Source organism: Streptomyces polygonati (assembly GCF_042650325.1).
In the GTDB taxonomy this organism is placed as follows: domain Bacteria; phylum Actinomycetota; class Actinomycetes; order Streptomycetales; family Streptomycetaceae; genus Actinacidiphila; species Actinacidiphila polygonati.
The window spans coordinates 90,016-113,212 of record NZ_JBHSBB010000018.1; the positions used below are offsets into that span (position 1 = coordinate 90,016).

A 23,197-nucleotide genomic window follows, 5' to 3' on the forward strand; every position below is an offset into this window, starting at 1 on the left:
CCAGGGCCTCAGAAGGTCTCGTTGATCGACGTGGTGTGGTAATTCTTCTCGGGAATTCCGTAGGGCTGGTCGACCGGGGTACCGCTGCTGGTGGTGCCCTTGGTGAGGGCCGTCTCGAACTGATTGAACATATCGGCCACGTTCTGCTCGCCCGCGTTGTAGTTCGCCACCGCCTGGGCGAGTCCGCCGGTCAGCACGTTGAGGGCGCCCGCGCCCGGATTGAGCTCGGGGCCGAAGAGGTCGGTCACCGCCCTGTACCATCTGTCGTTGAAATCATTCATCACGGTGGCTGAATCGCCGGTCCACGAGAGTTTGAGGGCGTTCAGATTCTTCATGATGTCGCTGATGTCGTCGCTGATGCCCTGAATGGCCGTCGTCAGCGTGGCCAGGGTGGATGTCAACCCGCCCGGGTCCACCCGGAGCGTGGACGCGTTGTAGTTCGCGGGGAGCGTCGAAATCGCCATCTGCCACGTACCCCTGTCTATTTTCCGGCGGCGTTGTTCTTGGCGTTTTTGTCTTCCGCCTGCTGGTAGTTGTCGTGGGTCATCTGCATGCGATCGGTCGTGTCGCCCAGCAGGGTCTGCAACTGCGCCATGGCGGTGTTGACCCTCGCGGCCACATCGGAGAATGTCTGGCCGGCCGGGGTCGACCACAGTTCTTCGATGGTCGAGTACTGGGTGCTGATCGTCGAGATATGGTCCGAGATCGAGGAGGCCTTCCCCTTCACGAAGGTGATGGAGTCCGCCAGGTCCTTCAGGTCGACGGTCCATGCCGCCGGAGTCATGAAGGTCTGGCCGTTGGCCAGCAGGATCGAACCGTCCGACTGGGTGGTGCCGGCGTCGATCCCGCTGTCGGTGAGGACATAGACCTTGCCGTCGGACGTGGTGAAGATTCCCGTGCTCGTGTCCAGGGTGCCGTTCACCACGGTGCCGTCCGCCAGGACGATGGTCTTGCCGTCGGCGGAGTAGAAGTCGCTGCCGTCCGTATAGCCGTAGATCACGATCCCGTTCGGCAGCGTGCGGGACGTACCGTCCTTGAGGAACGACCCGTCCGGGGTGCTGATGCCGTGCTCGACCACCCCGGCGGAGTCGACGTAGATGGTGCCGTCCTGGGATATCCACCCGTTGTCGTCGGTGTCGCCGCCCCAGTACGTCTTCCCGTCGATGACGCGCGGGGTCAGGAAATGCCCGTCGTCGGTGGTCTTCCCGTGCTCCACCACCCCCGCCGGCGTCACAAACGTGGTGCCGTCCTCCGACAGGAAACCGCCGCCCTCGGTCACCGACCCGTACGTCTGGACACCATCGACCAACCGCACCGCACCATCAGCCAGGAACTTCCCGTCCGGCGCCGTCAGACCATGAACGACCCTGCCCGTCGAATCGACATAAACCGTACCGTCCTGCGAAATCCAGCCCGTCCCCGAACCGTCATCCTCCGTGTCACTCCCCCACAACAGCCGGCCGTCCACCAACCGCTGCGTCAGAAAACGCCCATCAGCGGTCGTCTTCCCGTGCTCCACCACCTGCGCGGGCGTCACAAACGTGGTGCCGTCCTCCGACAGGAAACCGCCGCCCTCGGTCACCGACCCGTACGTCTGAACACCCCCGACCAACCGCACCGCACCATCAGCCAGGAACTTCCCGTCCGGCGCCGTCAGACCATGAACGACCCTGCCCGTCGAATCGACATAAACCGTACCGTCCTGCGAAATCCAGCCCGTCCCCGAACCGTCATCCTCCGTGTCACTCCCCCACAACAGCCGGCCGTCCACCAACCGCTGCGTCAGAAAACGCCCATCAGCGGTCGTCTTCCCGTGCTCCACCACCTGCGCGGGCGTCACAAACGTGGTGCCGTCCTCCGACAGGAAGCCCCCGTCATCGGTCACCGACCCGTACGTCTGAACACCGTCGACCGTCCGTACCGCACCGTTGGCCAGGAAGAGACCATCGGGTGCCGTCAGGCCGTGCTCGACCCTCCCCACGGGGTCGACATATATCCTGCCGTCCTGCGAAATCCAGCCCGGGCCCGAACCGTCGTCCTGGGTATCACTCCCCCACAGCTCCCGGCCGTCCACCAACCGCCGGGTCAGAAAACTCCCGTCGGCGGTCGTCATCCCATGCTCGACCACACCCTTGGCCGACACGAACGTCGAACCGTCCTCCGACAGAAAACCCCCACCGTCGGTCCGGGTCCCGTACACCGGCCGGCCTTCGACCGTCTCCACCAGGCCGTTGGGCAGGAATTGCCCGTCGGGCGCCGTGATCCCGTGCTCCACCACCCCCGAGGGCGATGTGTAGGTCCTGCCGTCGGACGAGAGCACCCCGCCGTTCTCATCGGTCAGGTGCACCGACTTGCTGGCAGCGGAATCCCCCGGGTCGGCGGCCGTCGCCGAGTCCGTCACGGCGCGCTCGATTCTTCAGGCATTCTCCCAAGCTAGGGAGGCACCGGGCGCCGCCGGTAGATCCACGTTCCTGGCACGAGGGGTGTCCAGAAAAAGGGACATCGCTGTCGGCCGGCCGGCACGGAACAATGGTGGCGCTCATCAGGGCCCGCTCAGGGCCCGTCAAGGCCGAGACCTTGAGGTGCCTCAGAGAGAGTCGGGCTTCCCGATGGCCAAAACCCCGGACACCGCGCCGATCACCCCGAAGCACCAGCCGACGCCCTGGGAACCATGGGTCGACAAGTCCGCGAAGGACGCGTCGGACGAGCAGAGCGCCGCCGACAAGTACACCGCCATCTACGGCGGTACGCCGAACTACGGACCCGGGCCCGACCCCACGCCGAACGGCGACCTCCAGGCCACCCCCACCCTGGCCGCGGCCTACACCGTGGCGCCCGACCTCGTACCGACCAACGCCGACCAGGGCGGCGGTTCGGGCAGCGGCGGCACCCCCGCACCGACGGCCAGTCCCTTCACCGTCGACCTCGGGGCGCTGCGGACCGCCGAGCAGGCCTTCCTGGACGCGACCAAGGCCGCCAGCGACGCCTACGCGACGCTGCGGACGATCGTGATGAACGCGGTCAACTCCGATTCGCTCTTCGGCCAGAACGTCGGGAGCACGGAGGCGGTGATCACCGGAACGTACGCCGGCGGGGGCGGCACCAACACGCCCGAGTTCATCCTCGATCCGCTCGACGACGAGAGCACGGCGTTCGCCGCCGCGATGAACCCGCAGATGGAGGCGAAGCTGGTGGAGGCCGGGAACGTGATCGAGCTGATGGGCACCTTCACCGCGCTGCTCAACAACGCCGGCCAGACCTACACCGAGACCGACGCCATCTCGGTCTTCCCGGCGCCCACGGTCTTCCAGGGCGGTCACGGCCCGGTGGTCCACCCGGGCGGCGGCCCGTCCTAGCCGGGCCGCCCCGCCGACGCCCCGGGAGCGCGGCCGACGCCGCGTGGGCGGACGCCGGCCGGCCCCGGCCCGGGCCTCAGCCCACCGGCTGGGTGGTGCGCAGCCGCAGCACGCCGTCCGCCACCTCGACCAGCACCTGGCTGCCCGAGGTCAGCCGTCCGTCGAGCAGCAGCCGGGAGAGCTGGTTGTCCACCTCGCGCTGGATGGTGCGGCGCAGCGGGCGGGCGCCGTACTCCGGCTGGTAGCCGTTCTCGGCCAGCCAGTCGACGGCCTCGGGCGCGAACTCGATGGTCACGTCCTGGGCGTGCAGCCGCCGCCGGGTGTCCTCCAGCAGCAGGTCGGTGACCTGGCGCAGCTGCTCCTTGGACAGCCGGCGGAAGATGACGATCTCGTCGATCCGGTTGAGGAACTCCGGCCGGAAGTGCTCGCGCAGCGGGCGCAGCACCCGGTCCCTGCGGCCTTCCTCGTCGGCGTTCGCGCCGCCCGATCCGAAGCCGAGCGTCGCGCCGCTCCCGGTGATCGCCTCGGAGCCGAGATTGCTCGTCATCACGATGACGGTGTTGGTGAAGTTGACCGTGCGGCCCTGGGCGTCGGTCAGGCGCCCGTCGTCCAGCACCTGGAGCAGGATGTTGAAGACATCCGGGTGCGCCTTCTCCACCTCGTCGAGCAGCAGCAGCGTGTACGGATGGCGGCGGACCGCCTCGGTGAGCTGCCCGGCCTCGTCGTGCCCCACGTATCCGGGCGGGGCGCCGACCAGCCGGCTGACGGTGTGGCGCTCCTGGTACTCGCTCATGTCCAGCCGGACCATACGGTCCTCGCTGCCGAACAGTGCCTCCGTCAGTGCCCGGGCCAGTTCGGTCTTGCCGACACCGGTGGGACCGAGGAAGAGGAAGCTGCCGACCGGCCGGTCGGGGCTGGACAGCCCGGCCCGGGACCGGAGCACCGCCTCGGCGACCGCGGTGACCGCCTCGTCCTGGCCGACCACCCGCTGGTGCAGGCGCTCCTCCAGGCCGAGCAGGCGCTCCTTCTCCTCCTGGGTGAGGCTGGCCACCGGGATGCCGGTCTGCCGGGAGACCACCTCGGCGATGTCCTCGACGGTGACCTCCGTGGTCTGCCCGTCGCTCGGCCGGTGGTCGCGGCCGGACTCGATCTTGGCGCCCAGCTCGCCGATCCGGTCGCGCAGCTCGGTGGCGCGTTCGTACTGCTCGGCGGCCACCGCCTGGTCCTTGTCGCGGGTGAGCTGCTCCACCTGCCGCTCCAGCGCGCGGGCGTCGGTGCCCTTGGTGCCCGCCCGCAGCCGTACGCGGGCGCCGGCCTGGTCCATCAGGTCGATCGCCTTGTCCGGCAGGAAGCGCTCGGTGAGATAGCGGTCGGACAGTTCGACCGCGGCCAGCAGGGCCTCGTCGGTGTAGCGGACCTGGTGGTGCGCCTCGTAGCGGTCCCGCAGACCGCGCAGGATCTCCACGGCGTCCGTCGTCGTCGGCTCGGGCACCAGGACGGGCTGGAAGCGCCGGGCCAGCGCGGCGTCCTTCTCGATCCGGCGGTACTCCACCAGGGTGGTGGCGCCGACGATGTGCAGCTCGCCCCTGGCCAGCGCGGGCTTGAGCAGATTGCCGGCGTCCATCGACCCGCCCTCGGAGCCGCCGCCGCCCGCTCCCACCACGGTGTGCAGCTCATCGATGAAGATCACCAGGTGGTCGGAGTGGGCGCGGATCTCGTCGATGATCGCGTTCAGCCGCTCCTCGAAGTCACCGCGGTAGCGGGTTCCCGCCACCACGCCCGACAGGTCGAGCGCGACCACCCGGCGGTCCACGAGGGTGGCCGGCACGTCGCCGTCGGCGATCCGCTGCGCCAGGCCCTCGACGATGGCGGTCTTGCCGACCCCGGCGTCCCCGATGAGCACCGGGTTGTTCTTGCCCCGGCGGGAGAGGACCTCGATCGTCTGCTCGATCTCCTCCTCCCGGCCGATGACCGGGTCCACGCTTCCCTCGCGGGCCTGGGCGGTCAGGTCGCGTCCGAAGCGGTCCAGTGTCGGCGTGGCACTGGCGGACCGCTCCGGCGGCCCCTGCTGCCGGTTCGGACCCTGCCGGGCGGCGCCCGGCTCGAAGCGCGCCGCGTTGAGCACCTGCCCGGCGGCGGCCTCGGGATTGGCCGCCAGCGCCATCAGGATGTGCTCGGGCCCGATGTACGTGGATCCGACGGCCAGCGCCATCTCGTGCGCGTCCAGCAGGGTGCGCTTGACCGCGGGGGTCACCGCGACCGACTGGGGCGTGGCGCCGGCGGCGGGGTCACCCGCGTGCCGGTCGATCTCGGCGGCGAGCCGGTCGGGGTCGGTGCCCGCCCGCGCGACGAGGCCGCGGGTGGGCTCGACGCTCAGCGCCGCGCGCAGCAGATGCTGGGTGTCCAGTTCGCTGCTACCGTGCTCCGCCGCGTACGCCGCCGCTGACGCGATCAGCTGCCGGGCCGGGCCGCTCATCAGTCTGCCCAGGTCGATGTGCCGCTGTCCCCCGCCGAGGCGCGCGAAGAAGTCCCCGAACGGGTCCTGACCGGATCCTTCCGCTCCTGCGAAGCCGTTGCTCATAACCAACCATTCCGGCGCCCCGGCCGACCGGCGACGCACTGTTCCGGTGGACGTCTCCCTTCTCCCGCACATGCCCGCCTTGTCCTGGTTCATACCCGCCGAATCCGGCCGTCGGGCAGCCTCGGGAATCCGCCCGCCCCTGGGGCGCCGGACCGGCCCGGGACCGCCGGACCGATTCCCGGCCGGGCGGGCCCCTGACGTGCTCCCGGGTGGGCCCGGGAGCACGGCCGCACCGGTTTTCCGTACGCGGGCCGGGGCCGGCGCCCGGATTCCGGATGGCGGGCGGTGCGGGGGCGCGGCCGTTGCGCGAATCCTTGACACCGCCGATGCCGCGTCGTAGACCTCTCCCTGAGAGCGCTCTCTGTAGGTCCACGCGGCAACGCGAGGGCTGGACCTCCGGGTTGGAGCGCGGCTCCCGCACGCGTGCCCTCATCTCCGTCCGTACCCGGTAAGCGCATTCGAAGGGAAGCAGCATGTTCTCCTTACGGCGCATCATCCGCCGCAGCCCGACCCGCCGTGCAGGGCCACGGGGGCGTTCACTCGTCACCACGCTCGCCCTGCTGGCGGCCGGACTGACCGGCGCGGCGGCCACGACGCTGGCGGTGGCGCCCGCCGCGCAGGCGGATTCGGTACCGCCCGCGCCGAGCGGCTGGACCACCGTGTTCGGGGACAACTTCGCGGGTGCGGCCAATACCGCCCCCGCGTCGTCGAACTGGTTCTACGACATCGGCTCCGGCTTCGGCACCGGCGAGATCGAGCACACCACCAACTCGACCTCCAACGTCTATGTGGACGGCAACGGCCATCTGACGCTCAAGGCGATCAACAACGGCGGGACGTGGACCTCGGGCCGGATCGAGAGCACCCGGGGCGACTTCGCGGCCCCGCCCGGCGGCAAGCTGGAGATGACCGCCTCCATCCAGCAGCCCAACCCGGCGAACGGCCTCGGCTACTGGCCGGCGTTCTGGGCCCTCGGGTCCACGATGCGGACGGGCGGCGGCTGGCCCCAGTCCGGCGAGATCGACATGATGGAGAACGTCAACGCGCTCAACCAGGCGTCCCAGACGCTGCACGACGGAGCCGGCAGCAGCGGCCACGGCCTGATCGCCTGTCCGGCGGCGGGGTCGACCTGCCAGACGGGTTACCACACCTACTCCGTCATCGTGGACCGCACCAACACCAGCGCGGAGACGCTGCAGTTCCTGATGGACGGCGTCGTCGAGAGCACGATCACCGAGGCGTCGGTCGGCACGGCGGCCTGGCAGCAGGCCATCGACCACGGCTTCTTCATCATCTTCGACCTCGCCATGGGCGGTAACTACCCCGACGGCATCCAGGGCTCCACCACCCCGACGGCGGCGACCACCTCCGGGGCGTCGATGAGTGTCGCCTACGTGGCGGTCTACGAGCAGGGCGGGAACACCACCCCGACCGGCACCGCCACCTCCACCGGCACCGTGACCGGCGTCGGCGGGCTCTGCGCCACCAACCAGAACAGCCTGAACACCGAGGGCAACCCGATCGGCCTCGCCGCCTGCAACGGCAGCGCCGGCCAGCAGTGGTCGCCGTACACCGACGGCACCGTGCGGGTCCAGGGCGGCTGCCTGGACGTGGTCAGCGCCGGGAAGACCAGCGGCACCAATGTCGACTGGTACGCCTGCAACGACACCGCGGCGCAGGGCTGGACACGCCAGGCCAACGGCGAACTGGTCAACCCCAATTCGGGTCTGTGCCTGACCGATCCCGGGGGCAACACCGGCGCCCGGCTCGACATCGAGACCTGCACGGGTGCCGCTTCCCAGCTGTGGACCCTGCCCACCGGGGGCGGCTCCACGGGGAGCGTCACCGTCACCAACCCGGGCAACCAGACCTCCGCGGTGGGAACCGCGGTGAGCAAGCAGATCAGCGCCACCGACTCGACCGCGGGCCAGACCCTCACCTACAGCGCCACCGGCCTGCCCGCCGGGCTGTCGATCAACTCCGCCAGCGGCCTCATCTCCGGCACCCCGACCACGGCCGGCACCTCGACCGTCACCGTCACCGCCAGGGATTCCGCCGGGGTGAGCGGGACGGCCACCTTCACCTGGACCGTCGGCTCGGGCGGCACCACCTGCGGCACCGCGAATCTCGCCCTGAACAAACCCGCGACCGCCTCCTCGCAGGAGAACGTCGCGTTCCCCGCCACCAGCGCCGTCGACGGGAACGCCGGCACCCGCTGGTCGTCGGGCTTCGCCGATCCCCAGTGGCTGCAGGTCGACCTCGGCGCGACGCACACCATCTGCCAGGTCGTGCTGAACTGGGAGGCGGCCTACGGCAAGGCGTTCCAGATCCAGACCTCCACCGACGCCACCAACTGGACGACGATCTACTCCACCACCACCGGGACCGGCGGCGTCCAGACCCTGAACGTCTCCGGGTCGGGCCGCTACATCCGCGTCTACGGCACCACCCGCGCGACCCAGTACGGCTACTCGCTGTGGGAGTTCCAGGTCACCGGCCAGTAGCCGCGACCCCTCCCGCCCGAACCGGCGAAGGCCCGCACCCGCCAGGTGCGGGCCTTCCCTGTCGCCATCAGTCGACCATGGTTTTCATTGTCGCCTACGGCACGGCACGCCGGATCCTGAATGCGATCGGTGGCCGCCGTCATTCGGTAGGGTCAATTCACTGGAACGCGCACTTCTTGCTGAATGGGCTGGGGAGCACTTCCACGTCAACGGCTGACCAATTTGCTTCGGCGCGAGCATAGTGGCGTGGGGACGAAGGAGGCACCGTGCTCACCGCGTTCGCCCGGGCGTTCAAAACGCCCGACTTGCGGAAGAAGCTGCTCTTCACCCTCGGCATCATCGTCCTGTACCGCCTCGGAGCGCATGTTCCCATCCCCGGTGTGGATTACCGGAACGTACAGACCTGCGTCAATCTCGCCCGGGCCGGAAACAGCAGTCTGTTCGGTCTGCTCAATCTCTTCAGCGGCGGCGCGCTGCTCCAGATCACCATCTTCGCGCTCGGTGTCCTGCCGTACATCACGTCGAGCATCATCCTTCAGCTCCTGACCGTCGTCATTCCGCGGCTGGAGGCCATCAAGAAGGAGGGCCAGGCCGGCACCACGAAGATCACCCAGTACACCCGCTATCTCACCGTCGCGCTCGCCGTACTGCAGAGCGCCGGCCTGGTCACGACCGTCCGGAACGGGGTGCTGTTCAGCGGTTGCCCGGTGGCCTCGGACATCGTCCCCGACCGTTCGCTGTTCATCACCGTCACCATGGTGATCACACTGACGTCGGGCACCGTCCTCGTCATGTGGCTGGGCGAGCTGATCACCGACCGCGGCATCAGCAACGGCATGTCGATGCTGATCTTCATCTCGATCGCCTCCACTTTCCCGGGCGCGCTGTGGGCGATCAAGCAGAAAGGCACGATCGCCGACGGCTGGGTCAATCTGGGCGGCGTCATCCTGATCGGTTTCGCCATGGTGGGGCTGGTCGTCTTCGTGGAGCAGGCGCAGCGCCGTATCCCCGTGCAGTACGCGAAGCGGATGATCGGCCGCAAGTCCTACGGCGGCACATCGACGTACATCCCGATGAAAGTCAATCAGGCCGGTGTGGTGCCGGTCATCTTCGGGTCCTCATTGCTCTACATCCCGGCGCTCATCGCCCAGTTCTCGGGTTCCACTTCGGGCTGGAAGACCTGGATCGAGCGCAACTTCGTCAAGGGCGACCATCCCTTCTACGTGCTCGCGTACTTCCTGCTGATCGTCGGCTTCTCGTTCTTCTATGTGGCGATCTCCTTCAATCCCGACGACGTCGCCGACAATATGAAGAAGTACGGCGGATTCATCCCCGGCGTCCGGGCCGGCCGCCCCACGGCAAAATACCTGAGCTATGTGCTGAACCGGCTCACCTGGCCGGGGTCGATGTATCTGGCGCTGATCGCCCTCGCGCCGACCGTGGCCCTGGCGAACTACACCTCCTCGAACCAGCTCAGCGGTACGAGCATCCTGATCATCGTCGGTGTCGGCCTGGAGACGGTGAAGCAGCTGGAGAGCCAGCTGCGGCAGCAGGACTACCAGGGTTTCCTGCGCTGACCGAAGCCCCCGGACAACGGAGCCGACGCCGTCCCGGTGCTGCTCCACGGGGAGCGCAATTACCACCTCGCCACCACCTGGTACGTCGACGCGCGCGACGGGCGATTACTCTCCCCGGACGAGCTGGCGCTGCTCGCCGGGGTCGCCCGCGGCGGCGCGGCGGGGCCTGCCGCGGCACCCACGACCGGCAGGGGCTGCGGGCCCAGCGCCTCCTCTTTTCCGTACGCCGCAACCGGCACGCGGACTTCCTGGCCCTGTCGGTGGCGTGCGGCTGGCGCCGCTCGGCCGAGGAGAGCGTCCCCGGCACCTACCGCGAGTTCGCCGACCGGGCCGGACCGGGCCGGCGCACCGGGTTCTTCCCGACGCTGCGCAACCCGCAGAACGAACACCACACCGACTGGTACGACCAGTGGGCCGCGACGGTTCTGGCGGTCCACCTGGGCGATGATGAACGGGGGACCTCCGGATGGGGATCGTAGTGCTCGTCCTGCTCGTGCTCGTCGCGGCCGGCGCGGCCTGGAACGGGCGGGTGGTGATACCGCCGGACCAGGTCGGCATCGTGCGCCGCCGCGCCGGGCGCGCCGACCCGACGTTCCGCCGGATCACGCCGCACGACACCCGCGGCCTGCAGGCGCGGACCCTGCCTTCGAACGGTGTTTCCTGGCTCGTGCCCGGGCTGTACAGCGTGGTGCTGGTACCGCTGGTCCATGTGCCCGAAGGCATGGTCGGGCTGGTCACCGCGCAGGAGGGCCGCGGCCGTCCGCCGGAGCGGCCGCTCGGCCTGCACGTGGACTGCGACAGCTTCCAGGACGGGCAGGCGTTCCTGAGCGGCGGGGGCGAGCAGGGACGGCAGGTGACCACACTCGCCGGCGGGCAGTCGTAGGAGTGGACGAAGAAGACCGCTGTCGAGGCGGAGCGGAACTACGACGCGGAGCTGGAGCAGATCACCGTCACCGTCCAGGGCCACCGGCTCCATGTGGAGATGAAGCAGAGCCTGCAGATCCCGGAGCGGACGGCGCCGCTGCTGGTCAGCCAGTTCGGCGGCGAGGCCTCGGGGATCGGCGGGCTCACCCATGACCCGGCGCCCGTGCAGCGGTTCGTCGAGCGCGTCCTCGGGGCCACCGTCGCCTCGTACTTCAGCGAGATCGCGGCGGCCGCCAGCATCCAGGACTTCCTGAGCCAGTACGCGGAGACCCGCACCGATCTCGCCTCCCAGGTCCGCAACGCGCTGCTGGTGTGGGGAGTAGAGGCCAAGGCCACCACGCTGGGCGAGTTCCAGCCGGAGGACCCGCACATGAACGAGGCGATGAAGCGCGAGTACGAAGCCGAGATGCACAACCGGGTGCTGGCCAAGCAGCTGCGCGCGGCCGGCATCGAGGACGACATCGACGCGATCGCCGTACGCAAGGAGACGCGCCGGGCCGCCCTGACCCTCAGGGAGGAGCTGGCGGCGGAGATCGACGCGCTCGGCCCCGAGAACGCCGCGGTCATCCGCATCGTGCGGGAGTTCGCCCGGTTCCAGGTGCCCGAGGTGATCGGCGGCGGCGACATGGCCGGCGTCGTGCACGCGCTGCCGATGTCGAACATGCGCGAAGTCCTCGGCCGGCTGCGGGAGCTGCGCTCGGAGAGCGGGGGCGGCGGGCGGCCCGCGGTGCCGAAGCGGGACGACGCGCTGAGCCTGCGCAAGGGGGAGGACGACGGCCCGGCGGACTGACTGACCGGCCCCGGGCCGCCGCCATGTCGCCGTACGGCTGCCGGAACCGGCGGTTGGTACCCTCGCGGCATGGCCGAGGTACTGGACATCGCCGCTCTGCGCACTTTCACCTCGATAGCCGACTGCGGCGGTTTCCACCGCGCGGCGGCGGCCATCGGGCTGTCCCAGTCCGCCGTGAGCCAGCATGTGCGGCGGCTGGAGAAGGCGGTGGGACGGCCGCTGGTCGAACGGGACGGCAGGGGTATGCGGTTCACCCCGCAGGGAGAGACGCTGCTGTCGGAGGCCAGGAAGATCCTCGCCGCCCACGACGAGGCCCTGTTCCGGCTGGGCCGCGGCGAGCGGGAGACCGGCACGATCGTCGTCGGGTCCACCGAGCACGCCGCCGACCGCATCCTGCCGGCCATCACCGGGGCGCTGCAGGAGCGGTATCCCGCCTACGGCGTGCGCTTCCGGCTCGACCGCAGCGGCCGGCTCAACGACGGGCTGGACCGGGGCAGTATCGATGTGGCGGTCTTCCTCGGCGACGCGCGGGACCGGGAGAGCGCGCCCGCGGGCGCGCTGCCGCTGTCCTGGTTCTCGGCCCCCTCCTGGCGGATGCCGGCCGGCGGGGCGCCGATCCCGGTGGTGGTCATCGACAACCCGTGTACGATCCGCCGCCGGGCGCTGGAGACACTGGCCGACCACGGCCTGCCGGCCGAAGTCGTCGTGGAGGCCGCGTATCTGGCCGGGGTGACCAACGCGATCCGCGGCGGTCTGGGGGTGGGTCTGCTGGCCGATGTCGGCCCGCCGCCCGAGGGCCTGGAGCGGCGCGACGATCTGCCGCCGGTGCCACCGGAGCTGCTGCATCTGCGGACCCGGGTGGACGCGCCGGCCCGGCTGGCCGAGGTGACCGCGGCGGCCGTACGTGAGCTGCTCGCCACCCGGGTCTGACCGGACCCGGTGTACGGCGCGCGGGGCTCACACCGCTTTGCCCGGGTTGAGGATGCCGGTGGGGTCGAAGACCGCCCGCAGCCGCCGCTGGAGGGCGAGGTTCCGCTCCCCCAGGTCGGCGCCCAGCCACTTGCGCTTGAGCACGCCGATGCCGTGCTCCCCGGTGAGCGTGCCGCCGAGAGCCAGCGCCATGGTGAAGATCGCGTCGGCCGCGGCCCAGACGTCCTCGTCCAGTTCCCGGTCCCGCTCCACCACCACGATGGGATGCAGGTTGCCGTCGGCGGCGTGCGCCAGGGTGAAGACCGGCACCGCGGTCTCCTGGGAGATCCGCTGGATCTCCTCGACGGCTTCGGCCAGCCGCGAGCGGGGCACGGCGACGTCCTCGATCAGTACTCTCCCCCGGCGCTCCAGGGCGGGGAGCGCCTGGCGGCGTACCGCCAGCAGCCGTTCGCCCTCGGCCTCGTCCCCGGCCGCGGCGACCCGGGCGGTGTGGGCGCCGAGCACCGCGTGGACGTCGGCCGCCTCGGCCTCGGCGGCCGGTCCGTCGGTCTGGACGAGCAGGAACGCGCCGGCCGGGCGGTCCGGCCGGCGGCCGTTCGCGTCCTCGACGGCCGCCAGGGTCGCCGCGTCGAGGAGTTCGGCGACGGCCGGCTGCACACCGGCCGCCCCGATCGCGGTCACCGCGGCGGCGGCCGAGGCGACATCGTCGAAGTACGCGGCGAGGGTGGCTGTCCGGGCCGGCCGCGGCCTCAGCTTCACCGTCGCCCCGACGATCACGCCGAGCGTGCCCTCGGAGCCGGTGAACAGCCCGGTCAGGTCGTAACCGGTGACGTCCTTGACCGTACGGTGCCCGGTGGTGACGAGGTCGCCGTCGGCCAGCACGACGTCGAGCGACAGCACGGAGTCACGGGTGACCCCGTACTTCGCGCAGCGCAGGCCGCCCGCGTTGGTGGCGATGTTGCCGCCGATGGTGGAGATCGCGGCGCTGGCCGGATCGGGCGCGTAGCGCAGGCCGTACGCGCCGGCCGCCCGGTCGAGGTCCGCGGTGATCACCCCGGGCTGCACGACCGCGAGTTGGTCGGCGGCCGAGATCTCGGTGATCCGGTTCATCCGGCTCAGGTCGAGCACGATGCTGCCGTCGGTGGCGCCCGCGCCGCCGGACAGGCCGGTGCCGGCGCCCCGGACTACCACCGGGGTGCCGGTGGCGTGGGCGTGGCGCAGGACGGCCCGTACGTCCGCGACGCTCTCGGCCAGGGCCACGCCCAGCGGCTGTCCCTCCGGCACCCAGCCGGAGCGGTCGAGCCGGTGCGCGTCGACGGTCGCCGGATCGGTGCTGAAGACGCCGTCCGGCAGCACCGGTCCGGCCTGCGCCGCGCTCATCCGCCCGGCCCGGCCGCGGCCAGCACGGCGGCGCCGATATTGAGCAGTGCGGTGTCCTCCTGCGGCGCGTGGACGCCGGCCGACTGGATGTCGCGGAAGTGGCGCTCCAGCGGGTTGTCCTGGGCGAGGCCGGGGTTGCCGAGGAGTCGCAGGCCGGTCTGCACGGCGGTGGTGACATGCCGGACCGTGACGACCTTGGCGGCCAGCGCTTCGGCGCCGGGGACCGGGATCGAGCGGTCCAGGCGGTCGGTGACGCCGAAGATCAGCTGTTCGGCCGTGGACAGCAGTGTCTCTATCTCGCCCGCGGCCTGCTTGAAGCGGTCGGTGGTGGCCACCGACCGCCCCAGGTTGGCGGGGACGCGCTCGTGGGCGAAGCGGTGCACGTACTCCTGCGCCGCGCGGGCCACTCCGAGGTACAGCGCGGACAGCAGCACATGGATGGCGCCGGCGGCGAGGTTGTCCTGCTCGGCGCCCGGCCCGCGGTCGGCGATGTCGAGGACGTTGCCGGCCGGGATCTCGACCTCGGTGAAGGAGACGTCGTGGCTGCCGCTGGCCCGCAGTCCGAGCTGGCGCCAGTTGGGGATGATCTCGATGCCGGGTGAGCCGGCCGGCAGCACGAAGGTGCCGATCCGGGGGACGGGTTCGTCGGTGGCCGCCCACACCAGGAAGTAGCTGAGCCCTTCGGCCCCGGTGACGAAGCGTTTGCGGCCGCTGACCGACCAGCCGCCCGCGGTGCGCCGCGCCCGGGTGGCGGGCAGGCCGCCGCGGGCCGGCGAGCCGAGGTCGGGCTCGACACGTGCGTTGTTCAGCAGGGTGGGCCGCAGCGCGGATTCGGCGAGCAGCCGCCCGTAGAGCTCCTCGGGCCAGGGGCGACGCGTCTGGAAGGCGTGCGGCACCAGCGTCATCGCGGTGATCAGCGCCGCCGACGGATCGCCCTTGCCCAGGGCGAGCAGGATCCGGGCCAGGTCGGTGGGCCCGGCGCCGGCGCCGCCGTAGCGGCGGTCGACGCCGGCGGTGAGCAGGCCGGCCTCGTGCACGGCCCGGATCGCGGCGTGCGGGAAGGCGCCGCTGCGGTCGTACTCGGGGGCGGTCGAGGCGAGCGCGGCGGTCACCTCGGCCAGCCGGTCGAGCGCGGGGACCGGCAGCCGCACGGTGGCCGCGGTCATGAGCCGGAAAGCGCGCTGGTCAGCCGGGCGGTCAGCGCGTCGGTCCAGTACGACGCCACGTCCACCTTGCCGGGCAGGATGCCCAGTCGGGCGAAGGTGTCGGCGACGTCCTGCTCCTTGGCGATCTGGTCCGGGCTCACGGTGCGGACCTTGCTCGGGATCTGCTTCTCGTCGGCCTGGATCTGGCTCAGGGCCTGGGCTTCGGGTTCATGGGCGGCCGCCGCCATGAGCGCGGCGTAGTCCTGCTCGTGCCCGTCGCGGATGAAGGCGTAGCCCTTGTCCAGCCGGGCCAGCAGGTCGGCCAGGGCCGCCGAGCGGTCGGCGTCGCCGAGCAGCTTGTCGGAGGCTTCGTAGGGGAAGTTCCCGGACAGGATGTCCTGGCCGGAGCCGATGATCCTGGCGCCCTGCTGCTCGGTGGTGATCACCGAGTTGCCGTAGGTGGCCAGTGCGTCGATCGAGCCGCTGGACAGCGCGGCCACGCCGTCCTGCGGGGTGAGCGGCACCGCGTGGATGTCGCTCCAGTCGAGGCCGCTCTGGACCAGCAGCTTGTAGAGGAAGTAGTGCGCGGTGGTCGCCTGCACATAGCCGACCTTCTTGCCCTTGAGCTGGGCGATCGAGGTGATCCCCGAGTTCTTGGCGGCCACCACGTCCTGCAGCAGCGTGTTGGTGCGCTGGGTGGCGACGACCTTCCACTTGGGCTTGGTGGCCGCGGCGGCGAAGACCGGGGGGATGTCGCTGCTGCTGGCCACGTCGAGCGCGCCGGCCTGGAGGGCCTGCAACTGCTTGTCGCCGCCGGGGAAGACCGACCACTTCACCTGGTAGGGGGTGTTGTCGAGGCCGGCCACCTTGAGTATGGCCTGTGCCTGGCTCCAGCCGGTCTGGCCGAAGCGCAGGGTGACGGAGGACAGGTCGGCGGCGTCGGCCCCGGCGGCGGCCGCGGTGCCGGACGGGGCGGGGGCCGGGTCCTCGGCCGCGGAGTCGGAGTGCGAGGAGCCGCAGGCGGTCAGGGTGAGCACGATCGCCACCAGGCTTCCGGCCAGTGCGGCGATACGGGATTTCGGCATGGGGCGGTCCTTGTCGTGGACGGGACGGAGCGGGGCGGTGTGCGGGCCGGAGGGGGGTCGTGCCGGGTCAGCCGGCCGCCACCGGCTCCGGGTCGGTCCTGGCGGCCCGGTGCGCGAGTTCCTGCCGGACCAGCGGCAGTACGTAGCGGGCGTAGTCGATCGCGTCGTTGAGCGGGTCGTAGCCGCGGATGGACAGCAGCTCGCAGCCGATGTCCACGTAGTCCAGCAGTGCCTTGGCGACCGTCTCGTAACTGCCGACCAGGGCGGTGGAGCTGCCCGCGGCGTTGGTGGCGGTGACCAGCGGGGTCCACAGCGCCCGGTCGTGCAGTTCACCGCGGGCGGCCACGTCCAGCAGCCGCTGCGAGCCGACGTTGGCGGGCCGCCCGTCGCCGGGGATCGGATAGCGGGCGCCCTTGGGCGCGGCCGCCACCGTCTGCCGGACCCGGCCCAGGATGTCGTGCGCCTTCTCCCAGGCCAGTTCGTCGGTCGCGGCGACGATCGGCCGGAAGGACACCCAGATCCTCGGGTGCGGGCGGCCGGCCGCGTCGGCGACCGCGTTGACCGAGGCGATCTGCTCCGCGGTCTCCTTCAGCGGCTCGCCCCACAGCCCGAAGATGTCGCCCTGCCGGCCGCCGACCTCGTAGGCCTCCCGGGAGGAGCCGCCGACCGAGATCGGGATGGTGTCGTGATACGGCTTGATGTCGGTGGCGAAGTCCTCGAACTTGTAGAACTCGCCCTCGTGGTTGATCGGCCCGGTCGCCGACCACACCCGGCGCAGGATGGTGATGAACTCCTCGGACCTGGCGTACCGCTGGGACTTCGTCAGGTAGTCGCCCTCGCGGGCCTGCTCGGTGTCGTTGCCGCCGGAGATGATGTGCAGCCCCAGCCGGCCCTTGCCGATCCGGTCGATGGTGGCGAGCGCCTTGGCCACGCGGGTGGGGAAGACGAAGCCCGGCCGGTGGGCCAGCATGGGCTTGATCCGCTCGGAGTTGTTCACCACGAACTGGGCGATCTGCTCGGCGTCGACGCTGGCCGAGCTGTAGGCCACCAGGGTCCAGTCGAAGCCCCCGTCGTCCAGCGCCCGGACGAAGCGGCGGGTGTAGTCGACGTCGAAGCCGGCGTGCCGGCCCGGCCCGGTGGCCTCGGTGGTGTCGGTGGTGTGGGTCGCGCTGATGAACTCGACAGGCATGACGGGTTTCCGATCACTTGGCCGGCGCGTGCGGGTACAGGGAGGTGTCGACCGTGCCGGCGACGCGTACGTCGGTGGGCAGCGAACCGATCCGGTGCATCAGGTCGGAGACCTGCTGCACCTTGGCGGTGATGTCGGGCGAGACCGGCTCCAGGGCGCTGGACCCCTGCGAGACGACGGTCCTGGCCACGTCGGCCGGTACGCCGTTCTTCCGCGCGAAGACCCGCGCGTACTGGTCGGCGTGGGTGGTGGTCCAGGCGTAGGCGGCGGACAGCCGGTCGAGGAAGTCGGCGATGGCGGCCTTGCGGGCCGGGTCGGCGATCGAGGACTGTGCGGCGGACAGGAAGCCGACGCCGCTGGTCCGGCCGTCCCGGCCGTCCACCACGATCCTGGCGCCCTTCTGCACGGCGATGTCCTGATACACCCCGAAGGTGGCCCAGGTCTGGATCTTCCCGGCGTTGAAGGCGGCCTGCGCGGCCGTCGGCAGCAGGTACTGCACATGCACGTCGGAGTAGGTCAGCCCGGCGTCGGTCAGCACCTTGGCCAGCAGGTATTCGGCGATGCTGCCCTTGGCCGAGGAGACCACTACGTCCTTGCCCCTGAGGTCCTGGACGGTCTGCACCGGGGAGTCCGGCCGGGCGATGATCGCCGTCCCCGAGCCGTTGGCGGTGGAGGCGGCGACCAGCTTGATCCTGAGGCCGCCGCTGATCGCCTGGAGGGTGGGCAGGTCGGCGGCCGTGCCGGTGTCGACCTGCCCGCTCTGCATCGCCTGGAAGAGCGGGGCCGCGCCCTGGAACTCGGCCCACTTCACCTTGTACGGCGCGCCTTTGAGGGTGCCGGCGGCGGTGAGCAGGGTCTGCAGTCCATTGGCCTGGTCCCCCAGGGTGAGGGTCACTCCGGACAGGTCGGGGCCGCCGTCGGCGGCGGGGACCGCGGCGACCTTCTTCGAGGAGTCGCCGCAGGCCGCCAGCGAGAGGGTGAGGGCGATGGTGGCGGAGAGCGCGGCGAGCAGCCGCAGGGTGGGGCGGGGCATGGCTGTCCTCGGGGTTCGGGTTCGAGCGGGGTCGGTCGGGGGTTCACCGGGGGTGGGTGTACGGGGTCGGCGTCCGTGCGCCGGGCGCCGCGGGGGCTGTATACGTCTCAGGCGCCGGCCGGCTCGGTGGCGCCGACACCGAGCCGGGCGAGCAGCCCGGTCCGCAGCGCCACGAACTCCGGTGAGCCGATGTCACGCGGCCTGGGCAGGTCGACCACCGCCTCGTGGTCGATGCCGCCGTCGCGCATCACCAGCACCCGGTCGGCGAGCAGCACCGCCTCTTCCACGTCGTGGGTGACGAGCAGGACGCCGCAGTTGTGCCGGACCCACAGTTCACCCACCAGCCGCTGGGCGTTGACTCTGGTGAGCGCGTCGAGCGCGCCGAACGGCTCGTCGAGCAGCAGCAGGTCGGGCTGGCGTACCAGCGCGCGGGCCAGCGACACGCGTTGCGCCTCGCCGCCGGACAGCGTCTTCGGCCAGACCGACGCCCGCTGGGACAGGCCCACTTCGTCCAGGTAGCGCTCGGCCAGCGCGCGGTCGGCGCGGCCGGGCAGGCCCAGCACGACATTGCGCCAGACCTTCTTCCACGGCAGCAGCCGGGGCGCCTGGAAGGCCACCGCGCGGCGGCGGGGCACGGTGACGGTGCCCTCGATGTCCCGGTCCAGTCCGGCGAGGATGCGCAGCAGCGTGCTCTTGCCGCAGCCGCTGTGCCCGAGCAGGGCGACGAACTCGCCGGGCCGGATGTCCAGGTCGAGCCCGTCGATCACCCGGTGCGCGCCGAAGGCCCGCACCAGGCCGCGGACCCGGACGGAGGTGTCGGTGCCGGTGCCGGCCGGGGCGGCGTCGGCGTCGCCGGAAACAGTGGCAGCAGTGGAAGCAGTGGGTACGGCGGAACCAGCGGATACGGTCGTGGCCGGAGGCGGGACTCGAGTCGTCATCGTCATGCTCCGTCGAAGGACGCGCGCCAGGACAGCAGGTATTTCGTGCCCAGCCGGACGATCAGGTCGCTGACCAGCCCGAGCACGGCGTAGACGACCAGGCAGACCACGATCACATCGGTCTGGAAGAACTGCTCGGCGTTGTTCATCAGATAGCCGATGCCGTTGCTGGCGTTGATCTGCTCGGCGAAGACCAGCGCGAGCCAGGCGCTGCCCAGGGCGTAGCGCAGGCCGACCAGCGCGCTGGGCAGAGCGCCGGGGAGCACGATGTGCCGGATCTGTCCCCAGCGGGTCAGGCCGAGGACGGTTCCCGCCTCGACGAGCTGGGAGTCCACGCCGCGGATGCCGGCGTAGATGTTGAAGTAGAGCGGGAAGGTCACCGCGATCACCACCAGCGCGATCTTCGGTTTCTCGTCGATGCCGAACCAGACGATGAACAGCGGGATCAGGCCGACCCACGGCAGGGCGCGCAGCATGCCGACGGTGGCGTCGATGAGGTCCTCGCCGAGCCGGAACAGGCCGGCCAGCACCGCGAGCGCGGTGCCCGCGACCGCGCCGATCAGGAAGCCCTCGACCACGCGCTGGGTCGAGGCCCAGATCGCGGAGCCCAATTGGCCCTCGGTGGTCAGGTCCCAGCCCCTGCGGAACACCGCGACCGGTGAGGCGAGGGTGTCGGGCGACAGCACGCCGGTCCTGCTCAGCAGCCACCACAGCAGCAGCGCGCCGACAGGGCCGAAGGAGCGGCGCAGCGAGCGGGGGATCCGCCGCCGGCCGCGCTCATGGGCCGGACGGATGGTCTCCACTCCGCCGCGGGTCGTACCGGGCGGCTGGGCGCGAGTGTCGGTGGGCGGCGCCCCGGGCGCCTCCGCGCCGGTCGGCCGGGATATCTCGCTCGTACTCATCGCTCTCCCCCAAGGGATTCGCGGTCATGAATTCCGGCGCCGGCGAGGGGCTCGCCCGGTCGGGGGCCGGTGGCGACCGGGCGCCGCGGGTCGGCGGACCAGGCCGACCAGGAGCCCGGGTAGAGCGCGGCATCGATGCCCGCGGCGGCCAGGGCGGCGATCTGGTGGGCCGCGGTCACTCCGGAGCCGCAGTAGACCCCGACCGCCGTGTCGTCGCCCACGCCGAGGGCCGCGAAGCGTTTGCGGCTCTGCTCGGCCTCGGCGAAGCGGCCCCCGGCGTCCAGATTCTCCGCGGTAGGGGCGCTGACCGCGCCGGGAATGTGACCGGCCTTCGCGTCGACCGGTTCGGACTCGCCGCGATACCGCTCCCCCGCCCGGGCATCCAGCAGCACTCCGTACGAGGGCAGTTCGGCCGCCCGGTCGGCGGTCAGCACCGGCAGCCGTCCGGGGCTGAGGACGATGTCGCCGGGCGCGGCGGCTGTCTCCTCCCCCTCGGCCAGCGGGCCGCCGGCCGCACGCCAGGCGGCGAGCGAGCCGTCGAGCAGCCGGACGTCGGCGACGCCGGCCCAGCGCAGCAGCCACCACGCCCTGGCGGCGGCCAGGCCGCCCGCGTCGTCGTACACCACCACCGGCCGGTCCGCGGTGATGCCCCAGCGGCGGGCGTGCCGTTGCAGCGCGGCCGGGTCGGGCAGCGGGTGGCGGCCTCCCGACGGACCGGCCGGCGAGGCGAGTTCGGTGTCGAGGTCGACGTAGACGGCGGTGGGGATGTGTCCGCGCCGGTAGTGCCCGCGCCCATCGGGATCGCCGAGCGCCCAGCGGACGTCGAGCAGCACCGGCGGCCGGTCGCCGGCGGTCTCCGCGAGCAGTTCGGCCGCCGGGACGAGCACCGGGGGGCGCAGTCCCGGCAGGGTGGCCGCGAGGTCGGCGTCGCCGAGCGAACCGGCCGCGCTGCCCTCGCGGGCGGCGCGCCGCAGTCGCTCCACGATGGCGGCGTTGGCGGGGGCGGTCCGGCCGGCCAGCCGTGCCTGGAGCACGATCTCGCCGTTGAGGTGGTCGACTTCCAGGGAGCCGGCCCTGGCGAGGCTCTGCCAGGTGGAGTTGCCGCCCCGCGGGTGCCCGGGGATGTCGTGGATGACGAAGCCGGACAGGTCGAGTTCGCTGCGGGTCTCCTGATCGACCACCGGCAGTCCGGCGGCGGCGAACACCTCGCGGGCCTCGTCGGCCAGCAGCCGCGCGGCCGTGTCGCGCAGTGCGCCGGGGCGGTAGACGGCTTCCAGCGCGTTGACCGTGTTGACGATCAGCTTGGCGGTCTTCCACCCGATGATGTCCGGCACGATCTGCACGGCGAAGTCCGCGGCCCGCAGGTCGTCGGCCAGCCGGGCCAGGACCTGTCCGGTGGATCGGGTGGCCGGGGCGGCCCACGGTGTCCGGTGGCGTGGGCCGTGCGGCGGGTGGCCGTCACCGGTCGGATAGCGGCCGATCCAGAGCGCGGCCGGGGTCGGGGCGGCCGGTGACACCACGACACCGTCCTCCACGTGGACGGCGGGCACCCAGACGCTCGCGCCCAGCACCTCGGCGAAGCGGCGCAGCGCGGTGCGTTCGCTGTCCAGTCCGTTCTGCAGGACGACGACGGGCAGCGCCGCCGCGGCAGTGTCCTGCCCGCCGTCGGTCCGGGAGACCGGCCGCCACGCCCACTCGGCGACGGTGGACTCGGTGTCCTGCGACTTCACCGCGAGCACCAGCACGTCGTCCTGGGTGAGCGCCACCTCGTCGGGGCCGCCCGCGTAGGGCAGCCGCACGGTGGTGGCGCCGTCCGGTCGGACCAGTCGCAGCCGGTCCTCGCGCAGCGCGGCGAGCTGCCGGCCGCGGGCGACGAGCAGCACCTGGGCGCCGGTGCGGTGCAGCCCCTCGGCGAAGGTGACGCCCACCGCGCCGGCGCCGATGATCACATAACGGGTCACGGGTGCAGCTCCTCTCGGACCGCGATCGCCGGGGCCTGCGCGCCCTGGCGGAGCCGTTCGAGGAAGAGCAGCACGGTGGCGGCGCTGGTGCGGTGCGAGATGTCGTTGAGCGTGTCGTGCCGGCCGTCGACCAGGCTGACCAGTTCGGCCGCCGGCGCGGCGGCGTAGGCGGCGCGGGCCTGGTCGAGTGGGCTGACCGGGTCCGCGGCGCCGTGCAGCGCGAGGACCGGGACACGTACGGCGGCCAGGTCGGCGCGTTCGTACCATTCGGCCGGCAGCGGGGTGTAGAGGGCGCCCCGCTCGACCCGGCCGGTGGCCTCCAACCGGCCGCGGTGGGTCGAGCAGGACGTGCGCGAGCCGAGTTCGTCCTCCCACGACCGGGGGACCGCCGCGAGGTCGGACGGCCGTGTCGGCAGCCCGGCCAGCAGCAGGGCGTCGATCTCCAACTCCCCGCCGGCCGCGAGCCCGACGGCGAACAGCGCGCCCGCGTCGGACCCGGCCAGTACGAACGGCCGGGGCAGTCCGGCGTCCGCGCGCAGCCGCTTCACCTGCTCGACGACGTCGCTTTCCCATCTCGTCGGGTCGGCCACCACCCGTACGCGGTAGGCGTCGGCGCCGATCCGCGACCCGAACCGCTCGTACAGCCGCGGGTCCTCACCGCGGCCGGGCAGCAGTACGACCGTGCCACGCGGGTCGAGATGAGGCGGATTGTCCCAGATTACGACGTCGGGAAGGGTGCTGACGGAAGTCATGGAGGCGTCCTCGTGACGGGAACGGCCACTCGGCGGGAGCAGCGCGGCAGGGGGCATCACGGCCCGCGGATCACGGGCCGGCGGAGGGGCCGGTCAGGGCAGGGGTGTGACGGGGGACCTCACACCGGGCGGTTCGGCGCTCGGCGCGAT

The 23,197-nt window shown here is 71.6% G+C and carries 19 protein-coding genes; 7 read left to right on the plus strand and 12 right to left on the minus strand.

Translation table 11 applies throughout. The features are described from left to right. Positions 1-8 precede the first annotated feature (8 nt). Both ACFO3J_RS25580 and ACFO3J_RS25585 read right to left on the minus strand, forming a co-directional pair. Positions 9-464 (minus strand): WXG100 family type VII secretion target, encoded by a 456-nt coding sequence (locus tag ACFO3J_RS25580; protein ID WP_386433694.1) that lies wholly within the window; start codon positions 462-464, stop codon positions 9-11. Between the two features lie 17 nt (positions 465-481). Beyond that, positions 482-2,074 carry a WXG100 family type VII secretion target gene (locus ACFO3J_RS25585; protein WP_386433697.1) on the minus strand — a complete coding sequence of 531 codons (1,593 nt, stop codon included), beginning with the start codon at positions 2,072-2,074 and terminating at the stop codon, positions 482-484. 535 nt (positions 2,075-2,609) lie between these two features. Here ACFO3J_RS25585 and ACFO3J_RS25590 point away from each other — a divergent pair. Continuing rightward, positions 2,610-3,356 (plus strand): hypothetical protein, encoded by a 747-nt coding sequence (locus ACFO3J_RS25590; protein WP_386433699.1) that lies wholly within the window; start codon positions 2,610-2,612, stop codon positions 3,354-3,356. 76 nt (positions 3,357-3,432) lie between these two features. On the opposite strand, the gene ACFO3J_RS25595 is transcribed toward ACFO3J_RS25590, so the two are convergent. Further along, positions 3,433-5,937, minus strand: a complete 2,505-nt coding sequence (locus tag ACFO3J_RS25595; protein WP_386433701.1) for an ATP-dependent Clp protease ATP-binding subunit — start codon at positions 5,935-5,937, stop codon at positions 3,433-3,435. A 473-nt stretch (positions 5,938-6,410) separates the two neighbouring features. On the opposite strand from ACFO3J_RS25595, the gene ACFO3J_RS25600 reads away from it, so the two are divergent. The 6 genes from ACFO3J_RS25600 to ACFO3J_RS25625 all read left to right on the plus strand — a co-directional run bounded on the left by ACFO3J_RS25600 (position 6,411) and on the right by ACFO3J_RS25625 (position 12,662). After that, a complete protein-coding gene (locus tag ACFO3J_RS25600; RefSeq protein ID WP_386433704.1) occupies positions 6,411-8,441 on the plus strand; it encodes a ricin-type beta-trefoil lectin domain protein in 2,031 nt (676 codons plus the stop codon). A 266-nt stretch (positions 8,442-8,707) separates the two neighbouring features. After that, the gene (gene secY, locus ACFO3J_RS25605) at positions 8,708-10,018 is read left to right on the plus strand and encodes a preprotein translocase subunit SecY (protein WP_386433706.1); all 1,311 of its coding nucleotides are present in this window, start codon (positions 8,708-8,710) and stop codon (positions 10,016-10,018) included. A gap of 260 nt (positions 10,019-10,278) precedes the next feature. Then, positions 10,279-10,497: a hypothetical protein gene (locus tag ACFO3J_RS25610; protein ID WP_386433709.1), complete on the plus strand. Its 219-nt coding sequence runs from the start codon at positions 10,279-10,281 to the stop codon at positions 10,495-10,497. Next, positions 10,485-10,901, plus strand: a complete 417-nt coding sequence (locus ACFO3J_RS25615; RefSeq protein WP_386433712.1) for a hypothetical protein — start codon at positions 10,485-10,487, stop codon at positions 10,899-10,901. Before ACFO3J_RS25610 ends, ACFO3J_RS25615 begins: the two co-directional genes overlap by 13 nt. Before the next feature lie 60 nt (positions 10,902-10,961). After that, positions 10,962-11,732, plus strand: coding sequence for an SPFH domain-containing protein (locus tag ACFO3J_RS25620; protein ID WP_386433771.1), 771 nt, complete (start codon positions 10,962-10,964; stop codon positions 11,730-11,732). Positions 11,733-11,801: 69 nt separating this feature from the next. Then, positions 11,802-12,662 (plus strand): LysR family transcriptional regulator, encoded by an 861-nt coding sequence (locus tag ACFO3J_RS25625; protein ID WP_386433715.1) that lies wholly within the window; start codon positions 11,802-11,804, stop codon positions 12,660-12,662. A gap of 27 nt (positions 12,663-12,689) precedes the next feature. Here the strand turns inward: ACFO3J_RS25625 and ACFO3J_RS25630 are convergent, their stop codons facing one another. From ACFO3J_RS25630 to ACFO3J_RS25675, 9 genes are all read right to left on the minus strand, one after another. Further along, positions 12,690-14,042: an FAD-binding oxidoreductase gene (locus tag ACFO3J_RS25630; RefSeq protein WP_386433718.1), complete on the minus strand. Its 1,353-nt coding sequence runs from the start codon at positions 14,040-14,042 to the stop codon at positions 12,690-12,692. Further along, a complete protein-coding gene (locus tag ACFO3J_RS25635) occupies positions 14,039-15,208 on the minus strand; it encodes an acyl-CoA dehydrogenase family protein (RefSeq protein WP_386433721.1) in 1,170 nt (389 codons plus the stop codon). Before ACFO3J_RS25635 ends, ACFO3J_RS25630 begins: the two co-directional genes overlap by 4 nt. Continuing rightward, positions 15,205-16,272, minus strand: coding sequence for an ABC transporter substrate-binding protein (locus ACFO3J_RS25640; RefSeq protein ID WP_386433724.1), 1,068 nt, complete (start codon positions 16,270-16,272; stop codon positions 15,205-15,207). Before ACFO3J_RS25640 ends, ACFO3J_RS25635 begins: the two co-directional genes overlap by 4 nt. Positions 16,273-16,339: 67 nt before the next feature. After that, entirely contained in the window at positions 16,340-17,461 is a 1,122-nt protein-coding gene (locus tag ACFO3J_RS25645; protein ID WP_386433727.1) for an LLM class flavin-dependent oxidoreductase, read from the minus strand. Between the two features lie 13 nt (positions 17,462-17,474). Continuing rightward, complete coding sequence (locus ACFO3J_RS25650) at positions 17,475-18,494, minus strand: ABC transporter substrate-binding protein (RefSeq protein WP_386433730.1); 1,020 nt, start codon at positions 18,492-18,494, stop codon at positions 17,475-17,477. A 107-nt stretch (positions 18,495-18,601) separates the two neighbouring features. Beyond that, positions 18,602-19,432 (minus strand): ABC transporter ATP-binding protein, encoded by an 831-nt coding sequence (locus tag ACFO3J_RS25655; protein WP_386433732.1) that lies wholly within the window; start codon positions 19,430-19,432, stop codon positions 18,602-18,604. A gap of 2 nt (positions 19,433-19,434) precedes the next feature. Next, positions 19,435-20,334 (minus strand): ABC transporter permease, encoded by a 900-nt coding sequence (locus ACFO3J_RS25660; RefSeq protein ID WP_386433734.1) that lies wholly within the window; start codon positions 20,332-20,334, stop codon positions 19,435-19,437. Beyond that, a complete protein-coding gene (locus ACFO3J_RS35975) occupies positions 20,331-22,295 on the minus strand; it encodes a rhodanese-like domain-containing protein (RefSeq protein ID WP_449343655.1) in 1,965 nt (654 codons plus the stop codon). The genes ACFO3J_RS25660 and ACFO3J_RS35975 overlap by 4 nt, the downstream gene beginning before the upstream one ends. Then, positions 22,292-23,047, minus strand: coding sequence for an alpha/beta hydrolase (locus tag ACFO3J_RS25675; RefSeq protein ID WP_386433736.1), 756 nt, complete (start codon positions 23,045-23,047; stop codon positions 22,292-22,294). The genes ACFO3J_RS35975 and ACFO3J_RS25675 overlap by 4 nt, the downstream gene beginning before the upstream one ends. Positions 23,048-23,197 lie beyond the last annotated feature (150 nt).